Here is a 22,349-nt window from a genome sequence, read left to right on the forward strand (position 1 = left end):
CGACCGTGCCGCAGGGACAGGTGAGCGTCACCCCCGCCGACGGGCTGACCACCCGCCAGCGCCGCAACCGCCCGCTGCTGGTGGTGCACACCGGCGTCATGAAGGGCAAGTCGACCGCCGCGTTCGGGATGGCGCTGCGCGGCTGGAACCAGGGCTGGCCGATCGGCGTGTTCCAGTTCGTGAAGTCGGCGAAGTGGAAGGTCGGCGAGGAGGAGGCGTTCCGCGCCCTCGGGAAGCTGCACGACGACACCGGCCAGGGCGGGCCCGTCGAGTGGCACAAGATGGGCTCGGGCTGGTCCTGGACGCGCAAGCAGGGGACCGAGACCGACCACGCCGACGACGCCCGCGAGGGCTGGGCCGAGATCCGCCGCCGGATCGCCGACGAGCGGCACCGGGTCTACGTGCTCGACGAGTTCACCTACCCGCTGAAGTGGGGCTGGATCGACACCGACGAGGTCGTCGAGGTGCTGGCGAACCGGCCCGGGCAGCAGCACGTGATCATCACCGGGCGGGACGCGCCGCAGGCCCTGGTCGACGCCGCCGACCTGGTCATGGAGACGACGAAGGTCAAGCACCCGATGGACGCCGGCCAGAAGGGGCAGCGGGGGATCGAGTGGTGAACCCGACCCGGGCGGTCGTGGTCGCGGCGCCGTCGTCGGGCAGCGGGAAGACGACCATCTCCACCGGTCTGATGGCGGCCCTGAGCCGGCGCGGGACCCGCGTCGCCCCGTTCAAGGTCGGGCCGGACTACATCGACCCGGGCTACCACACCCTGGCCGCCGGGCGTCCGGGCCGGAACCTCGACGTCGTGCTGCAGGGCACCCACCGGCTCGCGCCGCTGGCCCGGCACGGGGCGGCCGGGGCCGACGTCGCCGTCGTCGAGGGCGTGATGGGCCTGTTCGACGGGCGGATCGCCGACGGCGCCGGATCGACCGCGCAGGTCGCGTCCGCGCTGGGAGCGCCGGTGGTGCTCGTCGTCGACGTGCGCGGGCAGTCCCGCTCGCTCGCCGCGCTGCTGCACGGGTTCCGGTCGTTCGACCCGTCCGTGCAGGTCGCGGGTGTGATCCTGAACCGGGTCGGCTCCGACCGGCACACCGAGGTGTGCCGGGCCGCGGCCGACGAGGTCGGCCTGCCGGTGCTGGGCGCCGTGCCGCGGCGCGCTGAGCTGGCCGTGCCCTCCCGGCACCTCGGGCTGGTCACCGCCGCCGAGCACGGGTCCGCCGCGACCGCTGCGGTGGACGCGATGGCGGAGCTGGTGGCGGCGCACGTCGACCTCGACGCGGTGCTCGCACTCGCCCGGCCGCTGCCGGACGGCCCGGCGTGGGACCCGGCGGCCGAGACCGCCGCGGCGGGCCCCGTACCGGGTGCGGGGAAGCGGCCCGTCGTCGCACTGGCCGGTGGGCCCGCGTTCGGGTTCGGGTACGCGGAGCACGCCGAGCTGCTGGCCGCGGCCGGGGCCGAGGTGGCGGTCGTCGACCCGCTGCGGGACCCGTCGCTGCCGGACCGGACGGCGGCGCTCGTCCTGCCCGGCGGGTTCCCCGAGGAGCACGTCGGTGCGCTCGGGGAGAACGCGTCGCTGCGGTCCGGGGTGGCGCGGCTCGCGGCCTCCGGGGCGCCGGTGCACGCCGAGTGCGGTGGGCTCCTCTACCTGTGCCGGGACCTCGACGGGACCCCGATGTGCGGGGTGCTCGACGCGTCCGCCGCGATGACCCCACGACTCACCCTGGGCTACCGGGACGCCGTCGCCGTCTCCGGGTCCGCGCCGTTCCCGGCGGGTGCCCGGGTCGGGGCGCACGAGTTCCACCGCTGCGCCGTCACCCCGCGGGCCGGGGCGGCACCGGCCTGGGTGTGGCGCGGCGGCGAGCCCGAGGGGTACGTCGTGGACGGGGTGCACGCCTCGTTCCTGCACACCCACCCGGCGGGCGTCCCGGAGGCGGTGGCCCGGTTCGTCGCCGCCGCACGCGGGGCGACGACGGCGCCCGCGTCACCGTGAGCAGCGCCCGCGTCGCTGTGACCGGTGCCTGCATCGCCGTGACCGGTGCCCGCGTCGCCGTGCCGGGGGCCGCGTCGCCCTGCCCGGGGGCTGCGGGGCCCCGGCCGCGGATCGGTGCGGTCCTGCCCCGGCGGTGCGTGCCGGGCCGGCCGTGACCACGGGGAGTCCGGACGGGCTCGTCGTCGGGATCGGGGCGCGGCCGGGATGCTCCGAGGACGCGGTGCGCCGGCTCCTGGACCGGGTCGCGGCGGGGCACGGGCTGGACCTGGCCTCCGCGGACGTCGCCACCCTGGACCGGCGGGCCGGCGAGCCCGGCCTGCGCGCGGCCGTCGCACCCCGGGTGCCGCGGGGGTTCACCGCGACCGAGCTGGCCGGGGTCGTGGTGCCGCACCCCAGCGCGCGGGTCGCCGCCGCCACCGGGACGCCCGGGGTCGCCGAGGCGGCGGCGCTCCTGGCCGCGGGCCCCGGCGCGGAGCTCGTGGTGCCCAAGACCACCGGCACAGGCGTGACCGCCGCCGTCGCCCGCCGCCCCTGACCCGCCCCTCGCCCCTCGGTTCCCCGCCCCTGTTCGCACGGAGTTTCTCCGCTCGCACGGGATCCGATCCCGTGCGAGGCGAGCGATCCCGTGCGAACCCGGGACGGAGGGAAGGGGATCCGACCCTGGCCGGTGGTGTGGGGTTGGCCTCCGTGGGGCGGACACGCATGCGTCGGTCGTTATCCTCGATCGTCGCCGTCGAGCGGGAACCCGGTGAGAGTCCGGGGCGGTCCCGCCGCCGTGACCGGGTCCGCGGGCCCGGGAGCCGGACCTCGCCGTCGGCGCGGAACCCACGTCCGGGCGCGGACCACCCGGGAGAGGAACGTCGTTGAGCGCGCAGCACGAGCAGTATCTGGTCGGCCTGGACCTGTCCGGGCGACGGGTCGTCGTCGTCGGCGGGGGGCAGGTCGCGCAGCGCCGCACCGCCCGTCTGATCGCCGCCGGGGCCGTGGTCGAGGTCGTCTCGCCCGAGGTCACGCCGGCGGTCGAGGGCATGGTGTCGGCCGGTGAGATCACCTGGTCCGCCCGCGGGTACGCCGACGGCGACCTCGACGGCGCCTGGTACGCCATCGCCGCCACCGACGACGCGTCCGTCAACGAGGCGGTCACCGCCGAGGCCGAGCGGCGACGGGTCTTCTGCGTCCGGGCCGACGACGGCAGCCGCGGCACCGCCGTCACCCCGGCCACCGGCCTGCACGACGGGCTGACCGTCGGCGTCCTGGCCCGGGGTGCGCACCGCCGTTCCGCGGCCGTGCGCACCGCGCTGGTGGAGGCGCTGCAGTCCGGCGTCGTCGACGAGGACGCCGAGCTCCCGCAGGCGGGCGTCGCGCTCGTCGGCGGCGGGCCCGGCGATCCCGAGCTGATCACGGTCCGCGGACGGCGGCTGCTGTCCCGGGCACAGGTCGTCGTCGCCGACCGGCTCGGCCCGCGCGACCTCATGGACGAGCTCCCGCCCGACGTCGAGGTGATCGACGCCTCCAAGATCCCCTACGGCCGCGCCATGGCCCAGGAGAAGATCAACGAGCTGCTGGTCGAGAACGCGCGGGCCGGCCGGTTCGTCGTCCGGCTGAAGGGCGGCGACCCGTTCGTCTACGGACGCGGGTTCGAGGAGGTCCAGGCCTGCGCCGCGGCCGGGGTGCCGGTCACCGTCGTCCCCGGCATCACCAGCGCGTTCGCGGCACCCGCCGTCGCCGGGACGCCCGTGACCCACCGCGGGGTGGCGCACGAGATCGTCGTGGTCTCCGGGCACGTCGCGCCGGACGACCCGCGCAGCCTCACCGACTGGACCGCGCTGGGCCGGATGACCGGCACGATCGTGCTGATGATGGCCGTCGAGCGGCTCGGGCGGTTCGCCGACGCGCTGATCACGCACGGCCGCGCCGCGGACACCCCGGTGCTGATCGTGCAGGACGGCACCACCCGCATCCAGCGCACCGTGCGCGCCACCCTGGAGACGGCCGAGAAGGTCGCCGCCGAGGCCGAGGTGAGCCCGCCCGCGATCATCGTCATCGGGCCCGTGGCGGGCCTGGAGGCACCCGTCGCCGACTGATCCGTGCACACTGCAACTTTGCAGTGTGCAACGATGAGGGCGTGACGGACGAGATCGACGACGTCGTGGACGCGGTCATGACCGCGAGCCGCGCGATGCTCTCGGTGGTGGCCCGGTCCCTGGCCGCCGCCGGTGAGCACGCGGGCGAGGACGTGACCGTGCCCCAGTACCGGGCGCTGGTCGTCCTGGCCCAGCACGGCACCCGGCGCCCGGCGGACCTGGCCGTGGCGCTGGCGGTGTCGGCGTCCACCGCGACCCGGATGTGCGACCGCCTGGTGGCCCGCGGGCTGGCGGAGCGCACCCGGACCGGTGCGGACCGCCGGGAGGTCGCCGTCGCGCTCAGCGGCGCCGGCCGGGACCTGGTCCGGGAGGTGACCCGGCGCCGTCGTGCGGAGATGCACCGGCTGCTCGCGACGCTGCCTGCGGGGGAACGGACCGCCGTGCGCGACGCGCTGCGGACGTTCGCCGCCGCGGCGGGCGAGGTGCCCGAGACGGACTGGGCCGTCGCCCCGCTGTCCGTGGGCGAGCAGGACGACCAGGGCGGGGCAGCCCGGTGAGCGCCGTCGCCGCAGCCCCCCGCCCGGCCCTCCGTGCGCTGCACCGGGCGCTCGTCGGTACCAGGCCCGGCCTGGTCGGCCTCGCCGTGATCATCGGCGTCGGAGCCGGGGTGGGCTCGGTGCTGTTCCACGAGCTGATCCTCGGTGTGACCTGGCTGGTCACCGGACGGGAGGACTACTCCGGCGCAGGGCGCGTCCCGTCGGAGCACCTGCCCGCGCTGGGGGTCTGGTTCCTGCTGGTCGCGCCGGTGCTCGGCGGGCTCGTGTACGGGCCGCTGGTCCAGCGGTTCGCACCGGAGGCCCGCGGGCACGGCGTCCCCGAGGTGATGGTCGCGGTCGCGCGCCGCGGCGGCCGGATCCCGGCGACGGTGGCCGGGGTGAAGGCGCTCGCGTCCGGGATCTGCATCGGCACCGGCGGCTCGGTCGGCAGGGAGGGGCCGATCGTGCAGATCGGGTCCGCGCTCGGCTCGGCGATCGGGCAGTGGCTGCGGGTGCCGTCGACCCGGCTGGTGCTGATGGTCGCCTGCGGGGCGGCGGGCGGGATCTCCGCGACGTTCGACGCGCCGATCTCCGGTGTCGTCTTCGGGCTGGAGCTGATCCTCCGGTCGTTCGGCGCGGAGGCCTTCGGTGTGCTGGTGATCAGCTCGGTGACCGCGAACGTCACCGCCGAGCTGATCGCCGGGGACCGCGCGATCCTCACGCTGCCGCACTTCGAGCTGGGCAGCGCCGCGCAGCTGCCGCTCTACGCCCTGCTCGGGCTGCTCGCCGGGCTGCTCGGCTGGGCGTTCGCGCGGATCCTCTACCGGATCGAGGACGTGTGCGACGCGGTCTGGCGCGGCCCGGAGTGGCTGCGCCCCGCGGTCGGAGGGTTGTTGCTGGGGGCGTTGCTGCTGGCCCTGCCGCAGATGTACGGCGTCGGCTACCCGGTGCTGGAGGGGGCGATCGAGGGCCGGTACGTGTTCGGGTTCCTGCTCCTGCTGGTGATCGGCAAGATCGTCGCGGCGAGCCTGACCATCGGGATCGGCGGGTCCGGCGGCGTGTTCGCGCCCTCGCTGTTCATCGGCGGGACGGCCGGGACCGCGTTCGGGGTCGCCGCCGCGGCCGCGTTCCCCGCGCTGCACCTCGACCCCGGGGCGTTCGGGCTGGTCGGGATGGCGGCGGTGTTCGCCGGGGCCGCGCACGCCCCGATCACCGCGGTGCTCATCGTGTTCGAGCTGACCGGCGACTACGCCCTGATCCTGCCGCTGATGGCGGCCGTCGTGCTCGCCACCGGGCTCTCGCACCTGGTCTCGCGGGACGACATCTACACGCTCAAGCTGCTCCGGCGCGGCATCGACCTCGCCGCCGACACCCCCACCGACGAGGCGTTGCGATGGGTGACGGTCGGCGAGGTGATGCGTCCCCTCGACCCCGCCGACGACGGCGGGGCCTCCCCGGCCGACGGGCGTCCGCAGCCGGGGGCCGGTGGGCCGCTCACCCCGGACACCCCGGTGCACGACGTCCTGGACCTGCTCGCGGCGCACCGCGGGGCCGGGCTCCCGGTGCGGGAGACACCGCACGGCCCGCTGCTGGGCACGCTCGCCGAGCACGACGTCCTCGATCATCTGCGGGGTGTGGGCTCCACCGGCCGTGGTTGACCCTCGCCCGTCCGCGTGATGGGCTCGGTGACGACGACGGTGCAGGAAGCCGGTGCGAGTCCGGCGCGGTCCCGCCACTGTCATCGGGGAGCGCGTCCCCACCCACGGTCACGGCCCACCACGGGCGGGAAGGCCGGGGACGCGTGACGATCCGCGAGCCAGGAGACTGGCCGTCGTCGCAGGAGATCCACTGGTGAGGGCGAGGACCCTCGAGGAGGTCATGCGATGAGCGACGACGCGCGCCCGGTCCTGGTCGTGCTCGGCACCGAGCCCGACGCCGGGTCCGGCCCGGCCGGTTCCGGGGCCGACGACCTGCTCGCCGAGGCGGACACCGTCTTCACGTTCCCCCGCGGGCCCGAGTCGGTCGCGCTGTTCTACGCCGAGGCGTGGCGGGTCGAGGGGGTGTCCCCGCGCGACGCGGTGGCGCGCCTCACCACCTGGGCGGGCGCCGCCCCGTCCGGCACCGCGGTGCTGCTCGTGGCGGGGGAGCCGAGGTCCGACGTCGCGCTCGGCGCCGTGCTGGACGGCCTCGAACGCTGCTGCCCGGACCTCGATGTCCGCGTCCCCGCCGGGACCCGGGTCGCGCCCCCGCACCGGAGCCCGCTGATCGGCTGACCGGGGTTCAGGCGGGTGCCTGCCAGCTGCTGAGCGGATCGGCGCGGGCCAGGACGGGGTCGGACGCGTCGAGGGTTCGGGTGCGGCCCGGGCCGGTCAGCGCCGTCTCGAACCGGACGGTCACGCGGCCGTGCCCCGCTCCCTGGACCCAGCCGTGCCCGTGCTCGGGATGGTGGACGTCGTCGCCCGCGGCCCACGGCCGGTCCGGGTCGGGCACCCGGTCCGGACGGGTGGGGCCCGGGCCGACCGTCGGCGGTGCCGGCTCGTCGGCCGCCGCCGCCACGGTGGTGACGACGGCGTGGCCGGCGATCGTCGCGGTACCGCCCGGGACGCCGGGCTCCGCGGCCGCTGCTCCGCCGGTGCCGCGCTCCGGTCCACCGGGGCCCGGCTCCGGGGCGTCGGTGCCGCCCGGCTCCGCGGTGTCGCTGCTCGTCGCCGCCCGCCAGCCCTGCTCCGACGGGACCGCCTCGAACAGCGCGAGCGGCGGCTCGTCGCCGAACCCGGACACCGACACCCCGAGCAGCCGGACCCCGCCCTCGCCGACCGCGGTGTCGGCCAGCCGGCGGGCCACCGCGGTCAGCGTGGCGAGGTCCCGGCTGGGGAACGGGGTCGTCTCCGACCGGGTGTGGGTCGTGAAGTCCCCGGTCCGCGCCTTGACGGTGACGGTGCGCGCGGCGCGCCCGTCGGCGACCAGCCGCCGGTGCACCGCGACGCAGATCGACGCGACGGCGTCGTGCACCGCCGTCATCGCGGTGAGGTCGGTGTCGAACGTGGTCTCCGCGGAGATCTGCTTGGCCGCGCCGCGCGGCGCGACCGGGCGGTCGTCGATCCCGCGGGCGAGCCGGTGCAGCTCGGTGCCCATCGCGGTGCCGAGCACCCCGGCGACCTCGCGCCCGTCCATGGCGGCGAGCTGGCCGATCGTCTCGATCCCGATCTTCCGCAGCGCCTCACCGGAGACGGGTCCGATGCCCCACAACGACCGCACCGGCAGTGCGGCGAGCACGGTCTCCTGCTCGGCGTGGGCGATCACCCGCAGCCCGTCCGGCTTCGCCAGCTCGGAGGCGATCTTCGCGATCTGCTTGCCGGACCCGGCCCCGACCGACGCCGGCAGCCCGGTCCGCTCCCGCACCGCCGCGCGCAGCCGGGTGCAGAACTCGTCGACCGCCGCCGGATCCGCCCCGGCCAGCACCGGCGGTTCGATGAACGCCTCGTCCACCGACACCGGTTCCAGCACCGGGGAGAACTCCGCGAGCACCCCCATCACCTGGTCGGAGATCGCCTTGTACAGCGCGAACCGGGGCGGCAGCACGGTCGCGTGCGGGCAGCGGCGCCGGGCCTGGCCCATCGGCATCGCCGAGCGCGCCCCGAACACCCGCGCCTGGTAGCTCGCCCCGGCGACGACGCCGCGCGGACCGGCCCCGCCGACCAGCACCGGCCGGTCGGCGAGCGTCGGCCGGGTGAGCTGCTCGACGGAGGCGAAGAACGCGTCCATGTCGAGGTGCAGCACCCATCGGGCGGACGCGGTCCGCGGGGCGCCCGGGCTCCTCCCGTCCGGTGTCGTCACCGCCCCATGGTGCCCCGGACCACCGACAGGACCGCGTCGCCGTCGGCGACGTCGATCCGGGGCGCGGCGTGCCCGGCACCGGCGACCGCGCCGGGGTGGTCGGGGTGCGGGGTGGCGACGTCGGCGACCCACCACGGCCCGCCCGCATCCGGCCAGTCGAGGACGCGGGCGTCGGCGTCCGGCGCGGACAGCGTGATCGCCTCCATCGGGCTGCTCATGCCCTCGCCGGTGGCCTTGAGCAGGGCCTCCTTCCGGGCCCACGTGACGAGGAACCCGTCGGCCGCGAGCACGCCCGCGTCGCGCTCGGCGGGGGAGAGGGCGTGCCGGGCGAGGCCGTCCAGGTCGGGGAGGGGCCTGTGCTGCTCGACGTCGACGCCGACCGGCCCGGCCCCCAGCGCCACGCCGACGAGCGCGCCGGAGTGGGTGAGGGAGAAGCCGGGGTCGTCGTGCCGGCCGGTGAGCCGGGGCTTGCCGTGCGGCCGGCCGCAGCGACAGGTGCGGTCGAGATCGAGCCCGGCCGGATCGGCGTCGAGATGCGTGCCCAGGACGAGGCGGGTCAGCGCGTGCGCGGCGAGGTAGCGGGCGCGGTCGTCGTCGCGGCGCAGCGCGGCCATCCGGTCGCGCTCGTGGTCGTCGAGCAGCGCGACGAGATCGGGCCGGGAGGAGGGCTCGACCGGCGCGGCCCACCAGACGGAGACGGTCACGGCGGACAGCGTCGCACGGGCCACCGACAGCGGGGGTGGTGCTCGGGTGTGATCACGGTCCGTGGCCCGTGCCCGGTGACGGGCACGGGCCACGGAGACCGGTCAGCCGGACCGGCGGGCGGCGAAGTCCGTGCGGACGTGCGCGGGCTTCACGTGCGGCGTCGGTCCCGCGGTGCGGGGCGCGGCCGGGCCGGACGCCCCGCCGGAGCCCTTCCCGCGCTTCGCGGCACGGCGTTCGGCGCGGTTGGCCGGGCGGTCGGACGCGCCGGTGCCGGGCACGGTCGCGGCACCCGTGCCGGTGGTACCGGTGTCCGGGCCCGCCGCGGAGGGTCCGGGCAGGAGGGCCGGGGACGGCACGGTGGTGCCGCCGGACGTGGTGGTGTCGCCGGGCGTGGCGGTGGAGCGGGATCGGGTGGTGCGCATACGGGCCTCCAGGTGATGACGGGTCGGACGTTGACCGAGGAGGGCCGGTGACGTGCCGGAACGCCGGACGGCGGGATGCGGCGGAGCGCGCGGCATCGGTTCCGGGCCCGGGGACGGACGTCACGGGCCGGCGGGCGCGGGGACTCGCGGGAGGAGCCCCGGCGGGCCGCTCAGAGGAACCGGATCAGCATGGCGGGAACGGTAGGAGACCACCGCCACGGCGTGCCACCGGTTTTCCGCGGCTACCGTCGCGCCGGTGGACGCGCACCTGACGGACCTGGTCGTGATCGGCGGCGGGATCGCCGGTGTGTCGGTGGCCTACGAGCTGGCCGCGCACGCGCGCGTCGTGCTGCTGGAGGCCGAGACCGACATGCCGGTGCACTCGACCGCACGGTCCGCGGCGACCTACATCCCCGGGCACGGGTCGGGGCCGTTCCGGGCGCTGATCGCGGCGTCCGGGCCGCGCTTCGCCGCGCTGCCCGACGAGCTCGGCACCCCGCCGCTGCTGACGCCGCGCCCGGTGCTGCACGTCGGCACCGACGACGACGGCGCCGCGGCCCTGGCCGCGATGCTCGCCGACCAGGCCGGCGAGCCGGGCGCCCCGGTCGCGCTGGACCCGGACGAGGCGCACCGCCGGGCACCCGTCCTGCGCCGGCCGCCCCGGGCCGCCGCCTGGACCGCCGGCGCGGCGGACGTCGACACCGCGGCCCTGCACGACGGCTACCGGCGCGGCCTGCGCGCCCGCGGTGGCACCGTCCTGCGCGACGCCCGGGTGAGCGCGCTGGCCCGCGACGGCGACGGCTGGACCGCGCGGACGGTCGCCGGGCACGTCGTGCGGGCCGGCGCCGTCGTCGACGCCGCCGGGGCCTGGGCCGACGAGGTGGCCGCACTGGCGGGCGTCCCCGGCGCCGGGCTGGTGCCGCACCGCCGCACGATCGCCGCCTGCCCGGTCGCCGATCCGTCGGTGCTCCGCCCGGGCGGAGCACCGCTCCCGCTGATCGCGGACGCGGCCGAGCGCTGGTACCTCAAGCCCGAGGCCGACGCCGTCCTGGTGTCACCCGCCGACGAGACCCCGCAGCCGCCCGGCGACGCCCGGCCCGACGAGCTCGACGTCGCGCTCGCGCTGGACCGGGTCGGCGAGGCGACCACGCTGGGCCTGCGCTCGGTGCGGACCGCATGGGCCGGCCTGCGGACGTTCGCCCCGGACCGGGCCCCGGTGCTGGGTGCCCGCCCCGGTCACCCCGGCTTCCACCTCGTCGCGGGGCAGGGCGGGTCCGGGATCGAGTCCGCCCCGGCGCTGGCCGCCCTGGCCGCGTCGGTGATCCTCGGGCGGCCGGCCCCGGCGGACGTCGCGCTGGACCCGGATGTGTGCTCCGTCACTCGTCTCGGCTGATGTAAGCGGTCGCTTACCCATCGCTGGCACCATGGGGACATGGCGCTGACCACCACCGGCACCGAGCCGCACGCCCTGTTCTCCGGCGACTTCTGGACCGACCCGCACCCCGCCTACGCGGCGCTGCGCGACGACGAGCCGGTGCGCGAGCTGGCGCTGCCGGACGGGAAGGCGTGGCTGATCACCCGCTACGCCGACGTCCGGGAGGCGTTCGTCGACCCACGGCTGTCGAAGGACTGGCGCTACACGCTGCCGGCGGACCAGCGGGACGAGCACGCCGCGGCGCCGACGCCGATGATGATCCTGATGGACCCGCCGGACCACACCCGGCTGCGGAAGCTGGTCAGCCGCTCGTTCACCGTCCGGCGCATGAACGAGCTGCAGCCGCGGGTCGAGGAGATCACCCAGGAGCTGCTGGACCGGCTGCCCGCCGACCGGCCGGTCGACCTCATGCGGGAGTACGCGTTCCTCGTCCCGGTGCTCGTGATCTGTGAGCTGCTCGGCGTGCCTGCGGAGGACCGGGACCAGTTCTCCGCGTGGTCGTCGGTGATGGTCGACGACTCGCCGCAGGAGGAGAAGTTCGCCGCGATGGGCAGCCTGCACGGCTACCTGAGCGAGCTCATCGAGCGCAAGCGCACCGAGCCCGACGACGCGCTGCTCTCGTCGCTGCTCGCGGTCAGCGAGGCCGACGGCGACACGCTGTCCCACGAGGAGCTCGTCGCCATGGCGATGCTGCTGCTCATCGCCGGGCACGAGACGACGGTCAACCTGATCGGCAACGGCGTCCTGGCCCTCCTGACCCATCCCGGGGAGCGGGCGAGGCTGCAGGACGACCCGTCACTGATCACGTCGGCGGTGGAGGAGTTCCTGCGGTTCGAGTCGCCGGTGACGAACACGCCGATGCGGTTCGCGAGCGAGGACGTCACCTACTCCGGGGTGACCATCCCGGCCGGATCGACGGTCATGCTCGGCCTGGCCGCGGCCAACCGGGACCCCGCGTGGACCGAGCGGGCCGACGAACTCGACATCACCCGGGTCGCGTCCGGCGGGGTGTTCTTCGGGCACGGCATCCACTTCTGCCTGGGGGCCCAGCTGGCACGCACCGAGGGACGGGTGGCGATCGGGAAGCTGGTCGCGCAGCGCCCGGACCTCGCGCTCGCCGTCGATCCGTCGGAGCTGACCTACCGCGAGTCGACCCTGGTCCGCGGGCTGACGGGGATGCCCGTGACTGTGGGCGCTGCGCGCTCGTGAGTGGTTGACGCGGTCAGGACCGCGTCAACCACTCACGAGCCGTCAGGCCAGCGGGGCGCCGGTCTTCTCCCGCACCTCGTCGGCGGAGACGCCCGGGGCGGTCTCGACCAGCGCGAGACCGTCGGGTGTCACGTCGATGACGGCGAGGTCGGTGACGATCCGGGTGACGCAGCCCAGGCCGGTGATCGGCAGCGAGCAGCGCTCGACGATCTTCGGCGACCCGTCCTTCGAGACGTGGTCCATCATCACGACGACGCGCCGGGCGCCGTGCACGAGGTCCATCGCGCCGCCCATCCCCTTGATCATCTTGCCGGGGACCGACCAGTTCGCGAGATCGCCGTTCGCCGCGACCTCCATGCCGCCGAGGACGGCGACGTCGAGCTTCCCGGCCCGGATCTGGCCGAAGCTCTCCGCGGACCCGAAGTAGGCGGCGCCGTCGGTGACGGTGACGGTCTCCTTGCCGGCGTTGATCAGGTCGGGGTCGATCTCGTCGTCGGTGGGGTAGGGACCGACGCCGAGGATCCCGTTCTCCGAGTGCAGGACCACCGTGCGGCCGTCGGGGATGTGCCCGGGGACCAGGGTGGGCATGCCGATGCCGAGGTTCACGTACGACCCGTCCGGGAGCTCCTCGGCGACCCGGGCGGCCATCTCGTCGCGTGTCAGGGCCATCAGCCGCTCACCGTCCTGAACTCGACCGGCTTCTCCACGCCGGGCACGTGCAGGACGCGCTGGACGTGGATGCCGGGGGTGTGCACGTGGTCCGGGTCGATCTCGCCCGGCTCGACCAGGTGCTCGACCTGCGCGATCGTGACCCGGCCCGCGGCGGCCGCGTCCGGGTTGAAGTTCCGCGCCGAACGCCGGAACACGAGGTTGCCGTGCCGGTCGCCCTTCCAGGCGTGGACCAGCCCGAAGTCGGGGGTCAGCGCGCGCTCGAGGACGTAGGACACGCCGTCGAACTCGCGGACCTCCTTCTCGGGCGACATGACCGCGACGGAGCCGTCGGGTGCGTAGCGCCAGGGCAGGCCGCCGTCGGCGACGAGCGTGCCGACGCCGGCCGGGGTGTAGAACGCCGGGATCCCCGCGCCACCGGCGCGCAGCCGCTCGGCGAGCGTGCCCTGCGGCGTCAGCTCCAGCTCCAGCTCGCCGCCCAGGTACTGGCGGGCGAACTCCTTGTTGTTGCCGACGTAGGAGCCGATCGTGCGCCGGATCCGGCCGGCGGACAGCAGGGTGCCGAGGCCGAAGCCGTCGACGCCGAGGTTGTTCGAGATCGTCTCCAGATCGGTCGCGCCCTGCTCCAGCAGGGCGGCGATCAGCACCGTCGGGACGCCCGACATGCCGAACCCGCCGACCGCGAGCGACGCGCCGTCGCCGATGTCGGCGACCGCGTCCGCGGCGGATACCACCACCTTGTCCATCACGCACCTCCGTCGGACGCGACGGTACCGCAGTGTGCGATCTGCGGACAAGCGTTCGCTGTGCGAACGTCATCGGTGCCGACGGAGCGCGGGCGTGCGCCGTCGCGTAGCCAGGCCCGCTCCGTCCGGCGGCCGTCCCGAGCTGGAGCACCCCGTCGTCTGTCCGTGCGCCCCGGCGCCGGCTCACGCACCCGTCGCGTGGGGTGCGCCCCCACGTGACGGGGTGCGCCGACGGTGACGGGGTGCGCCGACGACGGGGCACGCCGCCACGTGACGGGGTGCGCCGACGGTGACGGGGTGCGCCGACCGGGTGCCGGGCGCGGGGTCAGGCCGCGGTGGGGGCCTCGTGCTCGTCGCCGACCGCGATCTCCCCGTCGGTGACGACGTCGGCGTACACCCCGGCGCACGCCCAGACCCCGCCGATCTGCGGGATCTCGATCCGGTTGTGCTTGGCGATGGTCCGCAGGGTGCCGGGGTCGCGGGGCAGGTCGCCCTGCGCCAGCGTCGTCATCACGCACCGCATGGTGGCGAACGAGTACCGCACGGCGACGCCGCCGATGGTGCCGTCCGACCCCGGCCAGTCGTTCTCGAGGAAGCCGGCGTCCTCGCCGCGAAGGACGACGTTCGGGCGGTAACGGCGCGGGTCGAAGGTCGCGTCCGGGGCGAGCTCGCGCAGCCGGTCCAGTGTGGACTCGGTGAGCACGTGCAGCGTGGACAGGTCGAAGAAGGTGCCCGGCGCGCCGAACGCGGAGACGTCGAACCGGCTGACCCGCTCGCCGGTGTCCTCGTGCCGGGCGGTGGTGCCCTCGATCAGCTGCCCGGGGGCGAGCTGGTCGATCGGGAGGTCGTCGAACTCCGGCCAGACCTCCTCGAACTGGCTGCCCTCCGGTGGCTCGGCGATGAGCCGGACCTCGCGGTCGAGGATCGCGGAGAGCGCCGTGTCGATCCCCGGGTCGTCGGAGCGCAGCATCGAGCCGTCCGGGAAGCGGATCTCCACCTCGGGCAGCGGGCGGCCCGGTTCCGGCTCGGCGGCGAACCGCGCGGAGAAGTCGAGCAGGCCCGACCACAGGCGCGGGACCTTGGCGCTCGCGACGGTGCCCGACTCGACGTCGTACACCGCCAGTGCCCGGTCGCCCAGCAGCCCGCGGCCGGTCACGACCGACCGTTCCACGGACTCGCCGAGCATGGATTTCACCGGGTACCGGTGCAGTGAGACGACCGTCATACCTCGGTGTCTACCGGTCGCGAACGGGCCGGCGAAAGGAAGTCCTCAGCCGAGGAGTGCGACCCGGAGATCGTCCGCGGATGCGTACACGATCTCGGCACCCGCGGCTTCCAGCTCGCCCGGCTCGGCGTAGCCCCAGCCCGCGCCGGCGCAGCGGAGGCCGTGTTCGGCCGACCCCTCGACGTCGTGCAGCCGGTCGCCGACCATCAGCGGCTCGTCCACACCGGACGGGTTCCCCAGCCGGCGCAGCGCCTCGGCGACCACGGCGCCCTTGGTCGGGCGGTCAGCGGTGCGGGTGTCGCCGACGATCTCGGTGAACAGGTCGGTCCAGCCGTGGTGGGCGAGGATCTTGCGCGCCGACGGCTCGGCCTTGCTGGTGGCGAGCGCCATCGTCACGCCGGCGTCGCCGAGCGCCCGCAGCAGCTCCTCGACGCCGGGGTAGGGCCTGCTCCCCATCCAGCCGTCCTCGTCGCCGTAGATCCGGCGGTAGACCGGCAGTACCGCCGCCGTGCCCTCCTCGCCGAGGATCGGCGGGAGCGAGCGGTAGAGCGGCGGCCCGAGCAGGTGGGTGCCCAGCGCGGACTCGGGCACGTCGAGGCCGACCTCGTCGATGGCGCGGCGCATCGAGCCGAGGATGCCGGGGGCGGAGTCGACGAGGGTGCCGTCGAGATCGAGGAGGATGTGGGTCAGCACGGCTCCATCCTCCCTGTTCTCTCTGCGTACACTCGTCCGCATGGCGAACGCCCTCTTCGGCCCGCTGTCCGGCACGGACCGGGTCGACGTGCTGCTCGACGACGGCGCCTGGATCGCCGCGCTGCTCGAGGTCGAGCTGGCGCTCTCGGCGGTCGCGGCCGAGCAGGGCGCGGTCTCCACCGACGACGCCGACGGGGTCGAGCGGGCCGTGGCGGCCGTCGCCGGGGTGGACCCGGCCGCGCTCGCCGCGGAGTCCGTCGAGGGTGGCAACCCGGTGATCCCGCTGGTCAAGCGGCTGAAGGCGGCCGCGGCGCGGATCCAGCCGGGCGCCGAGCGGGCGGTGCACCCGGGCGCGACCAGCCAGGACGTCCTGGACACCGCGCTCGTGCTGCTCACCCGCCGGGCCGGGCACCGGATCACCGAGGACCTGGCGGCCTGCGCGGATGCCGCGGCCGCGCTGGCCCGCGACCACCGCGGCACCCCGTGTGCCGCCCGGACCCTGGGTCAGCAGGCGCTCCCCACGACGTTCGGCCTGGTCGCCGCGAACTGGTGCGCCGGACTGGACCGCGCCCGGGTGCGGCTCGCGGCGGTGCTCGACGAGCTCCCCGTCCAGTACGGCGGCGCCGCCGGCACGCTCGCCGCGACCCACCCGCACGGCCCGGCCGTCGCCGACGCGCTCGCCGCCCGGCTCGGGCTCGCCCCGCAGGGCGTCCCGTGGCACACCGAGCGCACCCGGATCGGCGAGCTCGCCGGGGCGCTCGGCGTCGCGGCGGGGGCGTGCGCGAAGCCGGCGGGCGACGTCGTCCTGCTGTCGGCGACCGAGCTCGGCGAGGTGTCCGAGGCCGCGCCGGGGGACTCGTCGTCGATGCCGCACAAGCGCAACCCCGCCGCGGCCGTGACCGCCCGCGGTGCCGCGACGCGGGCCCCCGGCCTCGTCGCGACCCTGCTCGCGGCGCAGGAGCAGGAGTTCCAGCGCGCCGCCGGTGCCTGGCACGCCGAGTGGGAGACGCTCACCGGGCTGCTCCGGGTCACCGCCGGCGCCGCCTCCCGGTTGCGGACGTGTCTCGAGGGACTGCAGGTGCACCCGGACGCGATGGGCCGGAACCTGGCGCTCGCCGCGGGCGCGCAGGGCAGCGGGGCGGGCCACGCAGCGGAGCTGGCCGACCGGGTGCTGGCGGGGCGACCGCGGTGAGCGAGGAGCCGGGGGAGCGCCGCGAGCAGGTCCGGTCGCTGGCGCGCGGGCTCGCCGTCATCCGCTCGTTCGACGCCGACCGCCCGCAGCAGACCCTCGCCGACGTCGCCCGCTCCACCGGCCTCACCCGCGCCGCCGCGCGCCGGTTCCTGCTCACCCTCGCCGACGAGGGCTACGTCCGCACCGACGGCAGGCTGTTCGCCCTCACCCCGCGGGTGCTGGAACTGGGCTGGTCCTACCTGTCCGCGATGGGCCTGCCCGAGGTCGCCGCCCCGCACCTGGAGCGGCTGGTCGCGACGGTGCGCGAGTCGGCGTCGGTCTCGGTGCTCGACGGCGACCCGGCCACCGGCTACGACGTCGTCTACGTCGCCCGGGTGCCCACGTCGCGGATCATGACCGTCGCGATCACCATCGGGACCCGGTTCCCCGCCTACGCGACGTCGATGGGTCGTGTCCTGCTCGCCGCGCTGCCGCCCGCCACCCTCGACACCTACCTCGCTGGGCTGCGTCCGGAGACCCTGACCGAGCACACCGTCGCCGCCCCGGAGGCGTTGCGGGCCGAGCTCGGCCGGGTCCGGGCCGACGGGCACTGCGTCGTCGACCAGGAGCTCGAGGAAGGGCTGCGTTCGATCGCGGTTCCCGTGCACGACCGGGCCGGGCGGGTCACGGCCGCGGCGAACGTGTCGACCCACGCGTCCCGGCTGGACGCCGCGACCCTGCGCACGGACGTGCTCCCGGAGCTGCGGGCGTGCGTGTCCGCGATCGAGGCGGACCTGCGGGCCGCCGGATAGGGCACCATCGGCGGCATGACTACTGTGATTCAGATCACCATGTCGGCCGGGGGCCTGCGATGACGGCCGCGCTGCTCGACCGCGGTGCGCCCGGGCACGCCCACGTCGCGGCCCGGCTCGCGGCCGAACCGGTCATCTGGCTGACCACCGTCGGCGACGACGCCCGCCCGCACTCGGTTCCCGTCTGGTTCCTGTTCGCCGACCCCGAGATCCTGATCTTCAGCAGGCCGGACACCGCGAAGGTCGCCCGGCTCCGCGACCGGCCCGGGGTGTGCCTGTCGCTGGACACCGCGGCGTCGGGCACCAACGTCGTGCTCGCCGAGGGCGACGCCGCACCGGCCGTCGAACCGTCGGAGCCGGAGCTGCGCGAGTTCGGGGAGAAGTACCGGGAGATGCTCGGTGACCAGGAACTCGACGGCTGGCGGCAGGTGTTCGCCCGCCCGCTGCGGGTCCGGCTGCGCCGCATCGTCGCCTGGCGGGTCGGCCCGGGCGGGCTCGAACGGGTGGCGGTCCGGGCCGGCTGAGGTCCCCGGCGGGAACATCGGCCCGCACGGCCCGGTTGCGCCGGAGGGACGGTCACGACGAGGGAGGCACGGTGAGCGGACGCTTGCACCTGGCGGTCGAGCTCGGAGCGGCCGGGCGGCATCCCGGCGCCTGGCGGTCGACCGGCGCCGATCCGGACCGGCTGCTCACCGCCGAGCACCACGTCGACGTCGTCCGGACCGCGGCGCGCGGTGGTCTCGACCTGGTCGCGCTGCCCGACTCGCTGCTGCCCCCGTCGGACGACCCCGCCGCGGTGCCCGGCACCCTCGACGCCGTCGCGATCGCCGCGCGGGTCGCCCCCGCGGTGCCCGGCATCGGCGTCGTCCCGACCGCGACGGTCACCCACACCGAGCCGTTCCACCTGTCCAAGGCGGTCGCCACCCTCGACTTCGTCGCGACCGGGCGTGCCGGCTGGCAGCCCGACGTGTCGCGGACCCGCACCGAGGCGGACCTCTTCGGGCGCACCGGACCCGAGGAGCCGGCGACGCTGTGGCGCGAGGCCGGCGAGGTGATCGACGTCGTCGCCCGGCTCTGGGACTCCTGGGAGGACGACGCCGAGATCCGCGACGCCCCGACCGGCCGGTTCGTCGACCGCCAGAAGCTCCACCACATCGACTTCGCCGGCGAGTTCTTCTCGGTGAAGGGCCCGTCGATCACGCCCCGGCCGCCGCAGGGGCGGCCGCTGACCGTGCTGCGCGGCGACGAGACCGCGGCGCTGCCGGTCGTGGGCCGCCACGCCGACGTCGTCCGGGTCGCCGCGACCTCCGTCGCCGCGGCGGCCGAGGCCCGGGACCGGGTGCGGGCCGCCGTCGCCGACGCCGGCCGGGACCCCGGGACCGTCCCGGTGGTGCTCGACGTCGAGACCCTGCTCGGCCCGGACGCCGCGGACCGGCTCCGGGAGCTCGACGCGCTCGCCCCGGCCGGGGCGGACCTCGGACCGGCGACACTGCGCCACGTCGGGGACCCGGCCGGGCTCGCCGCGCTGCTGCGTGACGCCGCCGAGGAACGGGCCGCCGACGGGTTCGTCCTCGCGCCGTTGGCCCTGCCGAGCGGTGCCGGGGAGATCGTCGACGGGCTGCTGCCCGCGCTCGGCGACGTCTGGTCACCCGCGCCCTACGACGGGTCGCTGCGTGAGCGGTTCGGCCTGTCCCGCCCGGCGAACCGGTACGCCACGCGCTGAGGCGCACCGACCGGCGCGGACCGGGCAGGATCGCGGCATGCGCCTGCTCACCGCGGACGACTCGCTCCGGGCCCTGCTCGCCCGCCAGCTGCTGCTGGAGCGGGCCGACCTGGGCGTGCCCCGGGCCCTGGAACGGCTGGGCGGGCTGCAGACCCAGCACGCGCCGTCGGGCTATCTCGGGCTGGCCGCACGGCTCCGCGGGTTCGACCGGGCCGCGCTCACCGCGATGCTGCACGACGGGCGGGTCGTGCAGACCTGGGCGATGCGCTCGACGATCCACATGCTGAGCCGGCACGACCACCCGACGTTCACCGCGGCCGTCCGCGACGAGCAGCGGGCGGAGTGGCTACGGCTCCGCCGGGACGTCACCGGCGACGACATGACCGCCGCGGCGGCGGTCGTCGCGGATCTCCTCGCCGGCGGACCACGCCGCCATGCGGAGATCACCGCGGAGCTCGCGGCGCGCGGACTTCCCGCCGGGACCTTCCCCGGCGTCCAGCACTGGGTCCCGCTGGTCCGGGTGCCGCCGGCCGGGACGTGGACGACGCCCCGCGCGCACGTCTACGGCCTGGCCGCCCGGGGCGGCCGGGACACCGGCGACCCCGGCGAGGACGCCGTGCAGCAGGCCAGGGTCGAACTCGCCCGCCGGTACCTGCGTGCGTTCGGCCCGGCCTCCGCGCCGGACGTCGCCCGCTTCGCCGGCTGGCCGGTCCGCGTCGCCCGGACCGCGCTCGGGGAGCTGGACCTGCGCCGGTTCCGCGACGAGGACGGGACCGAGCTCGTCGACGTCCCGCGGGCACCGCTCCCGGACCCGCGGACCCCGGCACCGGTGCGGTTCCTGGGCCCGTTCGACGCCGTGCTGCTGCTCGCCCACGCCGCCCGCGGACGGATCCTGCCCGCCGCGCACCGGCACCTCGTCTTCGCGACGAGCAGGCCCCGCTCGGCCCCGACGTTCCTGGTCGACGGCCGGGTCGCCGGCACCTGGACCCACGACGACGGCCGGGTCGTCACCTCGCCGTTCGCCGACCTCCCGGCCGCGTCCGCCCGCGCCGTCGCCGACGAGGCCGAGCGCCTCACCGCCTGGTACGCGGGCTGACCACGGCGGGATCCCGACGGCGCGTGGCAGGAACGACCGTGGACGGCCGGTTCCTGCCGCTCTACCGTCGGTCCATGCTGCGCAGCGTCTCCGTGCTGGTGCTCGACGAGCTGGCGGTCTTCGAGTTCGGCGTGCTCTGCGAGGTCTTCGGCCTGGACCGCTCGGACGACGGGCTGCCCGTGCTCGACTGGTCGGTCTGCGGGATCGAGGCCGGACGGCCGGTGACGACGAAGAGCGGCGTCACGATCACTCCCGAGCACGGTCTCGACGCGCTGGCGGGCGCCGACCTGGTGTGCGTCGCCGCGACCGCGCTGCGCGAGTTCCCGCCGGCCGCGCTCGACGCGGTGCGGGCCGCGCACGCCCGCGGCGCCACCGTGCTCTCGGTCTGCTCCGGGGTGTTCGTGCTCGGTGCCGCCGGGCTGCTCACCGGCCGCCGCTGCACCGTGCACTGGAAGCACGCCGACGAGCTGCGTGCGGCCCATCCCGAGGCCCGCGTCGAGGAGGACGCCCTCTACGTCGACGACGGCGACCTCGTCACCGGTGCGGGCACCGCCGCCGGGATCGACGCCTGCCTGCACCTCGTCCGCCGCGAGCTCGGCGGCGCGGTCGCCAACGGCATCGCCCGCCGGATGGTCGTCCCTCCGCAGCGCGAGGGCGGGCAGCGCCAGTTCGTGGAGCTGCCGGTCCCGGAGTGCACCGCCGACTCGCTCGCGCCGGTGCTGGCCTGGCTGCTGGAGAACCTCGACCGCGAGCACACCGTCGCCGGGCTGGCCCGGCGGGCCGCCATGTCGGAGCGGACGTTCGCCCGCCGCTTCGTGGAGGAGACCGGCACCACGCCGCACCGGTGGATCTCCGCGCAGCGGGTGCTGCACGCACGCACCCTGCTGGAGGAGACCGACCTCGGGATGGACGCCGTCGCCACCCGCACCGGGTTCGGCACGGCCGCGCTGCTGCGCCACCACTTCCGGCGTGCCCTCGGCGTCTCGCCGGCCGACTACCGCAGCACGTTCCGCTGCCACCGCGACGAGCGCCGCCCCGCGTGAGGGACGGCACACCCGCCCGCCCGCCTGCGAAACGTTCCCGTATCGCACGATGACGGGTATGCCCACCACGTCGTCGACCTCCGGCCCGTCCACCCGCGAGCGGATGCGGCGCGCGCCGGTCGAGACCGGCCTGGGCATGGTGCCCGACCCGGCGTCGACCGCCGAGCGGATCCGGCTGCGCGCCCCGATCACCGACGGTGTCCGCACCGACGGTGGACGGCTCCTGCCCGTGCTGCCCGCGCTGCTCGCCGACTCCGGCATCGGCTACCTCGTCTTCTCCACCGCCAAGCTCGTCGCCGGTGCCCCGACCGTGGACCTGCGCCTGGACCTGACCGGCGTCCCCGCACCCGGCGCCCGGTGGCTGACCGCCGACCTGACCCTGCTGCACCTCGACGACGAGATCGGGATCGGCCGCGCCGAGATGTACGACGACACCGGTGTGCCGGTCGCGCACGCCGTCGTCACCATGGCGCTGACCGGCGTCCCGGACCGGCCGGGCGGGCTGGCATCGGGCGGCGCCGCGGTCGACGCCGGATCCGGCGGCGGTCCCGACGACGACACCGACTTCCGCTCCGAGCTCCCGCCGTTCGACCCCGCCCGGCTGGTACCGGACAACCTGGAGTCCGACGGCGACGACGCCCTGTTCACCCCCGGCCCGTCGACGGTGAACCTCAACGGCACCACCCACGGCGCCGTCCTGACCGGCATCGGCGCCGCCGCGCAGGCCCGCCACCTCGCGGACCCGACCGCGCGTCCGCTCGCGCTGACCGTGGACTTCCTACGGCCCGTCCAGGTCGACGCGCCGCTGCGGGTCCGCACCGAGACGGTCCGCGACGGCCGCCGGTTCTGGACGCTGCGCACCGAGCTGCTGCTGCCCGACGGCCGTCCCGCGGTGCGCGTGACGGGCGGGGGCATCCGGGGCGCCGCGTGATCGCCGGGGGCGACGGGGA

The 22,349-nt window shown here is 76.1% G+C and carries 23 protein-coding genes and 2 riboswitches; of the genes, 16 read left to right on the forward strand and 7 right to left on the reverse strand.

The genetic code is table 11. The features are described 5' to 3' along the window. Positions 1 to 5: 5 nt before the first annotated feature. From cobO to AD017_RS22505, 7 genes are all read left to right on the forward strand, one after another. Complete coding sequence (cobO, locus tag AD017_RS35845; RefSeq protein WP_029239795.1) at positions 6 to 620, forward strand: cob(I)yrinic acid a,c-diamide adenosyltransferase; 615 nt, start codon at positions 6 to 8, stop codon at positions 618 to 620. Beyond that, positions 617 to 1,993, forward strand: a complete 1,377-nt coding sequence (locus AD017_RS22480; protein ID WP_193408767.1) for a cobyrinate a,c-diamide synthase — start codon at positions 617 to 619, stop codon at positions 1,991 to 1,993. Before cobO ends, AD017_RS22480 begins: the two co-directional genes overlap by 4 nt. 151 nt (positions 1,994 to 2,144) lie before the next feature. Then, positions 2,145 to 2,528 carry a cobalamin biosynthesis protein gene (locus AD017_RS22485; RefSeq protein ID WP_060576543.1) on the forward strand — a complete coding sequence of 128 codons (384 nt, stop codon included), beginning with the start codon at positions 2,145 to 2,147 and terminating at the stop codon, positions 2,526 to 2,528. A gap of 201 nt (positions 2,529 to 2,729) precedes the next feature. Beyond that, positions 2,730 to 2,801, forward strand: a riboswitch (cobalamin riboswitch). A 55-nt stretch (positions 2,802 to 2,856) separates the two neighbouring features. Next, a complete protein-coding gene (gene cobA, locus AD017_RS22490; protein WP_060575466.1) occupies positions 2,857 to 4,077 on the forward strand; it encodes a uroporphyrinogen-III C-methyltransferase in 1,221 nt (406 codons plus the stop codon). 41 nt (positions 4,078 to 4,118) lie between these two features. Further along, positions 4,119 to 4,634 (forward strand): MarR family winged helix-turn-helix transcriptional regulator, encoded by a 516-nt coding sequence (locus tag AD017_RS22495; protein WP_010230287.1) that lies wholly within the window; start codon positions 4,119 to 4,121, stop codon positions 4,632 to 4,634. Next, positions 4,631 to 6,271: a chloride channel protein gene (locus AD017_RS22500; RefSeq protein WP_060575468.1), complete on the forward strand. Its 1,641-nt coding sequence runs from the start codon at positions 4,631 to 4,633 to the stop codon at positions 6,269 to 6,271. The genes AD017_RS22495 and AD017_RS22500 overlap by 4 nt, the downstream gene beginning before the upstream one ends. 2 nt (positions 6,272 to 6,273) lie before the next feature. Continuing rightward, positions 6,274 to 6,461, forward strand: a riboswitch (cobalamin riboswitch). A 35-nt stretch (positions 6,462 to 6,496) separates the two neighbouring features. Then, positions 6,497 to 6,886, forward strand: a complete 390-nt coding sequence (locus tag AD017_RS22505; RefSeq protein WP_060575469.1) for a hypothetical protein — start codon at positions 6,497 to 6,499, stop codon at positions 6,884 to 6,886. A 7-nt stretch (positions 6,887 to 6,893) separates the two neighbouring features. On the opposite strand, the gene AD017_RS22510 is transcribed toward AD017_RS22505, so the two are convergent. The 3 genes from AD017_RS22510 to AD017_RS22520 form a co-directional block, all read right to left on the reverse strand. Then, positions 6,894 to 8,450 (reverse strand): DNA polymerase IV, encoded by a 1,557-nt coding sequence (locus AD017_RS22510; RefSeq protein ID WP_227012555.1) that lies wholly within the window; start codon positions 8,448 to 8,450, stop codon positions 6,894 to 6,896. After that, positions 8,447 to 9,154 (reverse strand): 4'-phosphopantetheinyl transferase superfamily protein, encoded by a 708-nt coding sequence (locus tag AD017_RS22515; protein ID WP_227012556.1) that lies wholly within the window; start codon positions 9,152 to 9,154, stop codon positions 8,447 to 8,449. Before AD017_RS22515 ends, AD017_RS22510 begins: the two co-directional genes overlap by 4 nt. Before the next feature lie 102 nt (positions 9,155 to 9,256). Then, complete coding sequence (locus AD017_RS22520; RefSeq protein ID WP_060575472.1) at positions 9,257 to 9,577, reverse strand: hypothetical protein; 321 nt, start codon at positions 9,575 to 9,577, stop codon at positions 9,257 to 9,259. A 256-nt stretch (positions 9,578 to 9,833) separates the two neighbouring features. Between AD017_RS22520 and AD017_RS22525 the strand changes: the two genes are divergently transcribed. Then, positions 9,834 to 10,970, forward strand: coding sequence for an FAD-binding oxidoreductase (locus AD017_RS22525; RefSeq protein WP_060575474.1), 1,137 nt, complete (start codon positions 9,834 to 9,836; stop codon positions 10,968 to 10,970). Positions 10,971 to 11,009: 39 nt separating this feature from the next. Further along, positions 11,010 to 12,221 (forward strand): cytochrome P450, encoded by a 1,212-nt coding sequence (locus AD017_RS22530; protein WP_060575476.1) that lies wholly within the window; start codon positions 11,010 to 11,012, stop codon positions 12,219 to 12,221. A 42-nt stretch (positions 12,222 to 12,263) separates the two neighbouring features. Here the strand turns inward: AD017_RS22530 and AD017_RS22535 are convergent, their stop codons facing one another. The 4 genes from AD017_RS22535 to AD017_RS22550 all read right to left on the reverse strand — a co-directional run bounded on the left by AD017_RS22535 (position 12,264) and on the right by AD017_RS22550 (position 15,554). Further along, entirely contained in the window at positions 12,264 to 12,890 is a 627-nt protein-coding gene (locus AD017_RS22535) for a 3-oxoacid CoA-transferase subunit B (RefSeq protein WP_060575477.1), read from the reverse strand. Continuing rightward, the gene (locus AD017_RS22540; RefSeq protein WP_060575478.1) at positions 12,890 to 13,636 is read right to left on the reverse strand and encodes a CoA transferase subunit A; all 747 of its coding nucleotides are present in this window, start codon (positions 13,634 to 13,636) and stop codon (positions 12,890 to 12,892) included. The genes AD017_RS22535 and AD017_RS22540 overlap by 1 nt, the downstream gene beginning before the upstream one ends. Before the next feature lie 325 nt (positions 13,637 to 13,961). After that, a complete protein-coding gene (locus AD017_RS22545; protein WP_010227286.1) occupies positions 13,962 to 14,861 on the reverse strand; it encodes an MOSC domain-containing protein in 900 nt (299 codons plus the stop codon). A gap of 45 nt (positions 14,862 to 14,906) precedes the next feature. After that, a complete protein-coding gene (locus AD017_RS22550; RefSeq protein WP_060575479.1) occupies positions 14,907 to 15,554 on the reverse strand; it encodes an HAD hydrolase-like protein in 648 nt (215 codons plus the stop codon). 40 nt (positions 15,555 to 15,594) lie between these two features. Here AD017_RS22550 and AD017_RS22555 point away from each other — a divergent pair, with 40 nt between their 5' ends. The 7 genes from AD017_RS22555 to AD017_RS34680 all read left to right on the forward strand — a co-directional run bounded on the left by AD017_RS22555 (position 15,595) and on the right by AD017_RS34680 (position 22,330). Then, positions 15,595 to 16,746, forward strand: coding sequence for a lyase family protein (locus AD017_RS22555; RefSeq protein ID WP_060575481.1), 1,152 nt, complete (start codon positions 15,595 to 15,597; stop codon positions 16,744 to 16,746). Next, complete coding sequence (locus tag AD017_RS22560) at positions 16,743 to 17,537, forward strand: IclR family transcriptional regulator C-terminal domain-containing protein (protein WP_060575482.1); 795 nt, start codon at positions 16,743 to 16,745, stop codon at positions 17,535 to 17,537. The genes AD017_RS22555 and AD017_RS22560 overlap by 4 nt, the downstream gene beginning before the upstream one ends. Before the next feature lie 59 nt (positions 17,538 to 17,596). After that, positions 17,597 to 18,061 carry a pyridoxamine 5'-phosphate oxidase family protein gene (locus AD017_RS35850; RefSeq protein WP_193408768.1) on the forward strand — a complete coding sequence of 155 codons (465 nt, stop codon included), beginning with the start codon at positions 17,597 to 17,599 and terminating at the stop codon, positions 18,059 to 18,061. 71 nt (positions 18,062 to 18,132) lie between these two features. Continuing rightward, on the forward strand, positions 18,133 to 19,260 hold the full coding sequence (locus tag AD017_RS22570; RefSeq protein WP_060575484.1) for an LLM class flavin-dependent oxidoreductase: 1,128 nt from the start codon (positions 18,133 to 18,135) through the stop codon (positions 19,258 to 19,260). Positions 19,261 to 19,297: 37 nt separating this feature from the next. After that, positions 19,298 to 20,356, forward strand: coding sequence for a winged helix DNA-binding domain-containing protein (locus AD017_RS22575; protein ID WP_060575486.1), 1,059 nt, complete (start codon positions 19,298 to 19,300; stop codon positions 20,354 to 20,356). Positions 20,357 to 20,430: 74 nt separating this feature from the next. After that, on the forward strand, positions 20,431 to 21,399 hold the full coding sequence (locus AD017_RS22580; RefSeq protein ID WP_060576545.1) for a helix-turn-helix domain-containing protein: 969 nt from the start codon (positions 20,431 to 20,433) through the stop codon (positions 21,397 to 21,399). A 58-nt stretch (positions 21,400 to 21,457) separates the two neighbouring features. Then, on the forward strand, positions 21,458 to 22,330 hold the full coding sequence (locus tag AD017_RS34680) for a PaaI family thioesterase (protein ID WP_060575487.1): 873 nt from the start codon (positions 21,458 to 21,460) through the stop codon (positions 22,328 to 22,330). Positions 22,331 to 22,349: the final 19 nt, after the last annotated feature.

It is taken from the genome of Pseudonocardia sp. EC080619-01 (assembly GCF_001420995.1).
GTDB lineage: Bacteria > Actinomycetota > Actinomycetes > Mycobacteriales > Pseudonocardiaceae > Pseudonocardia.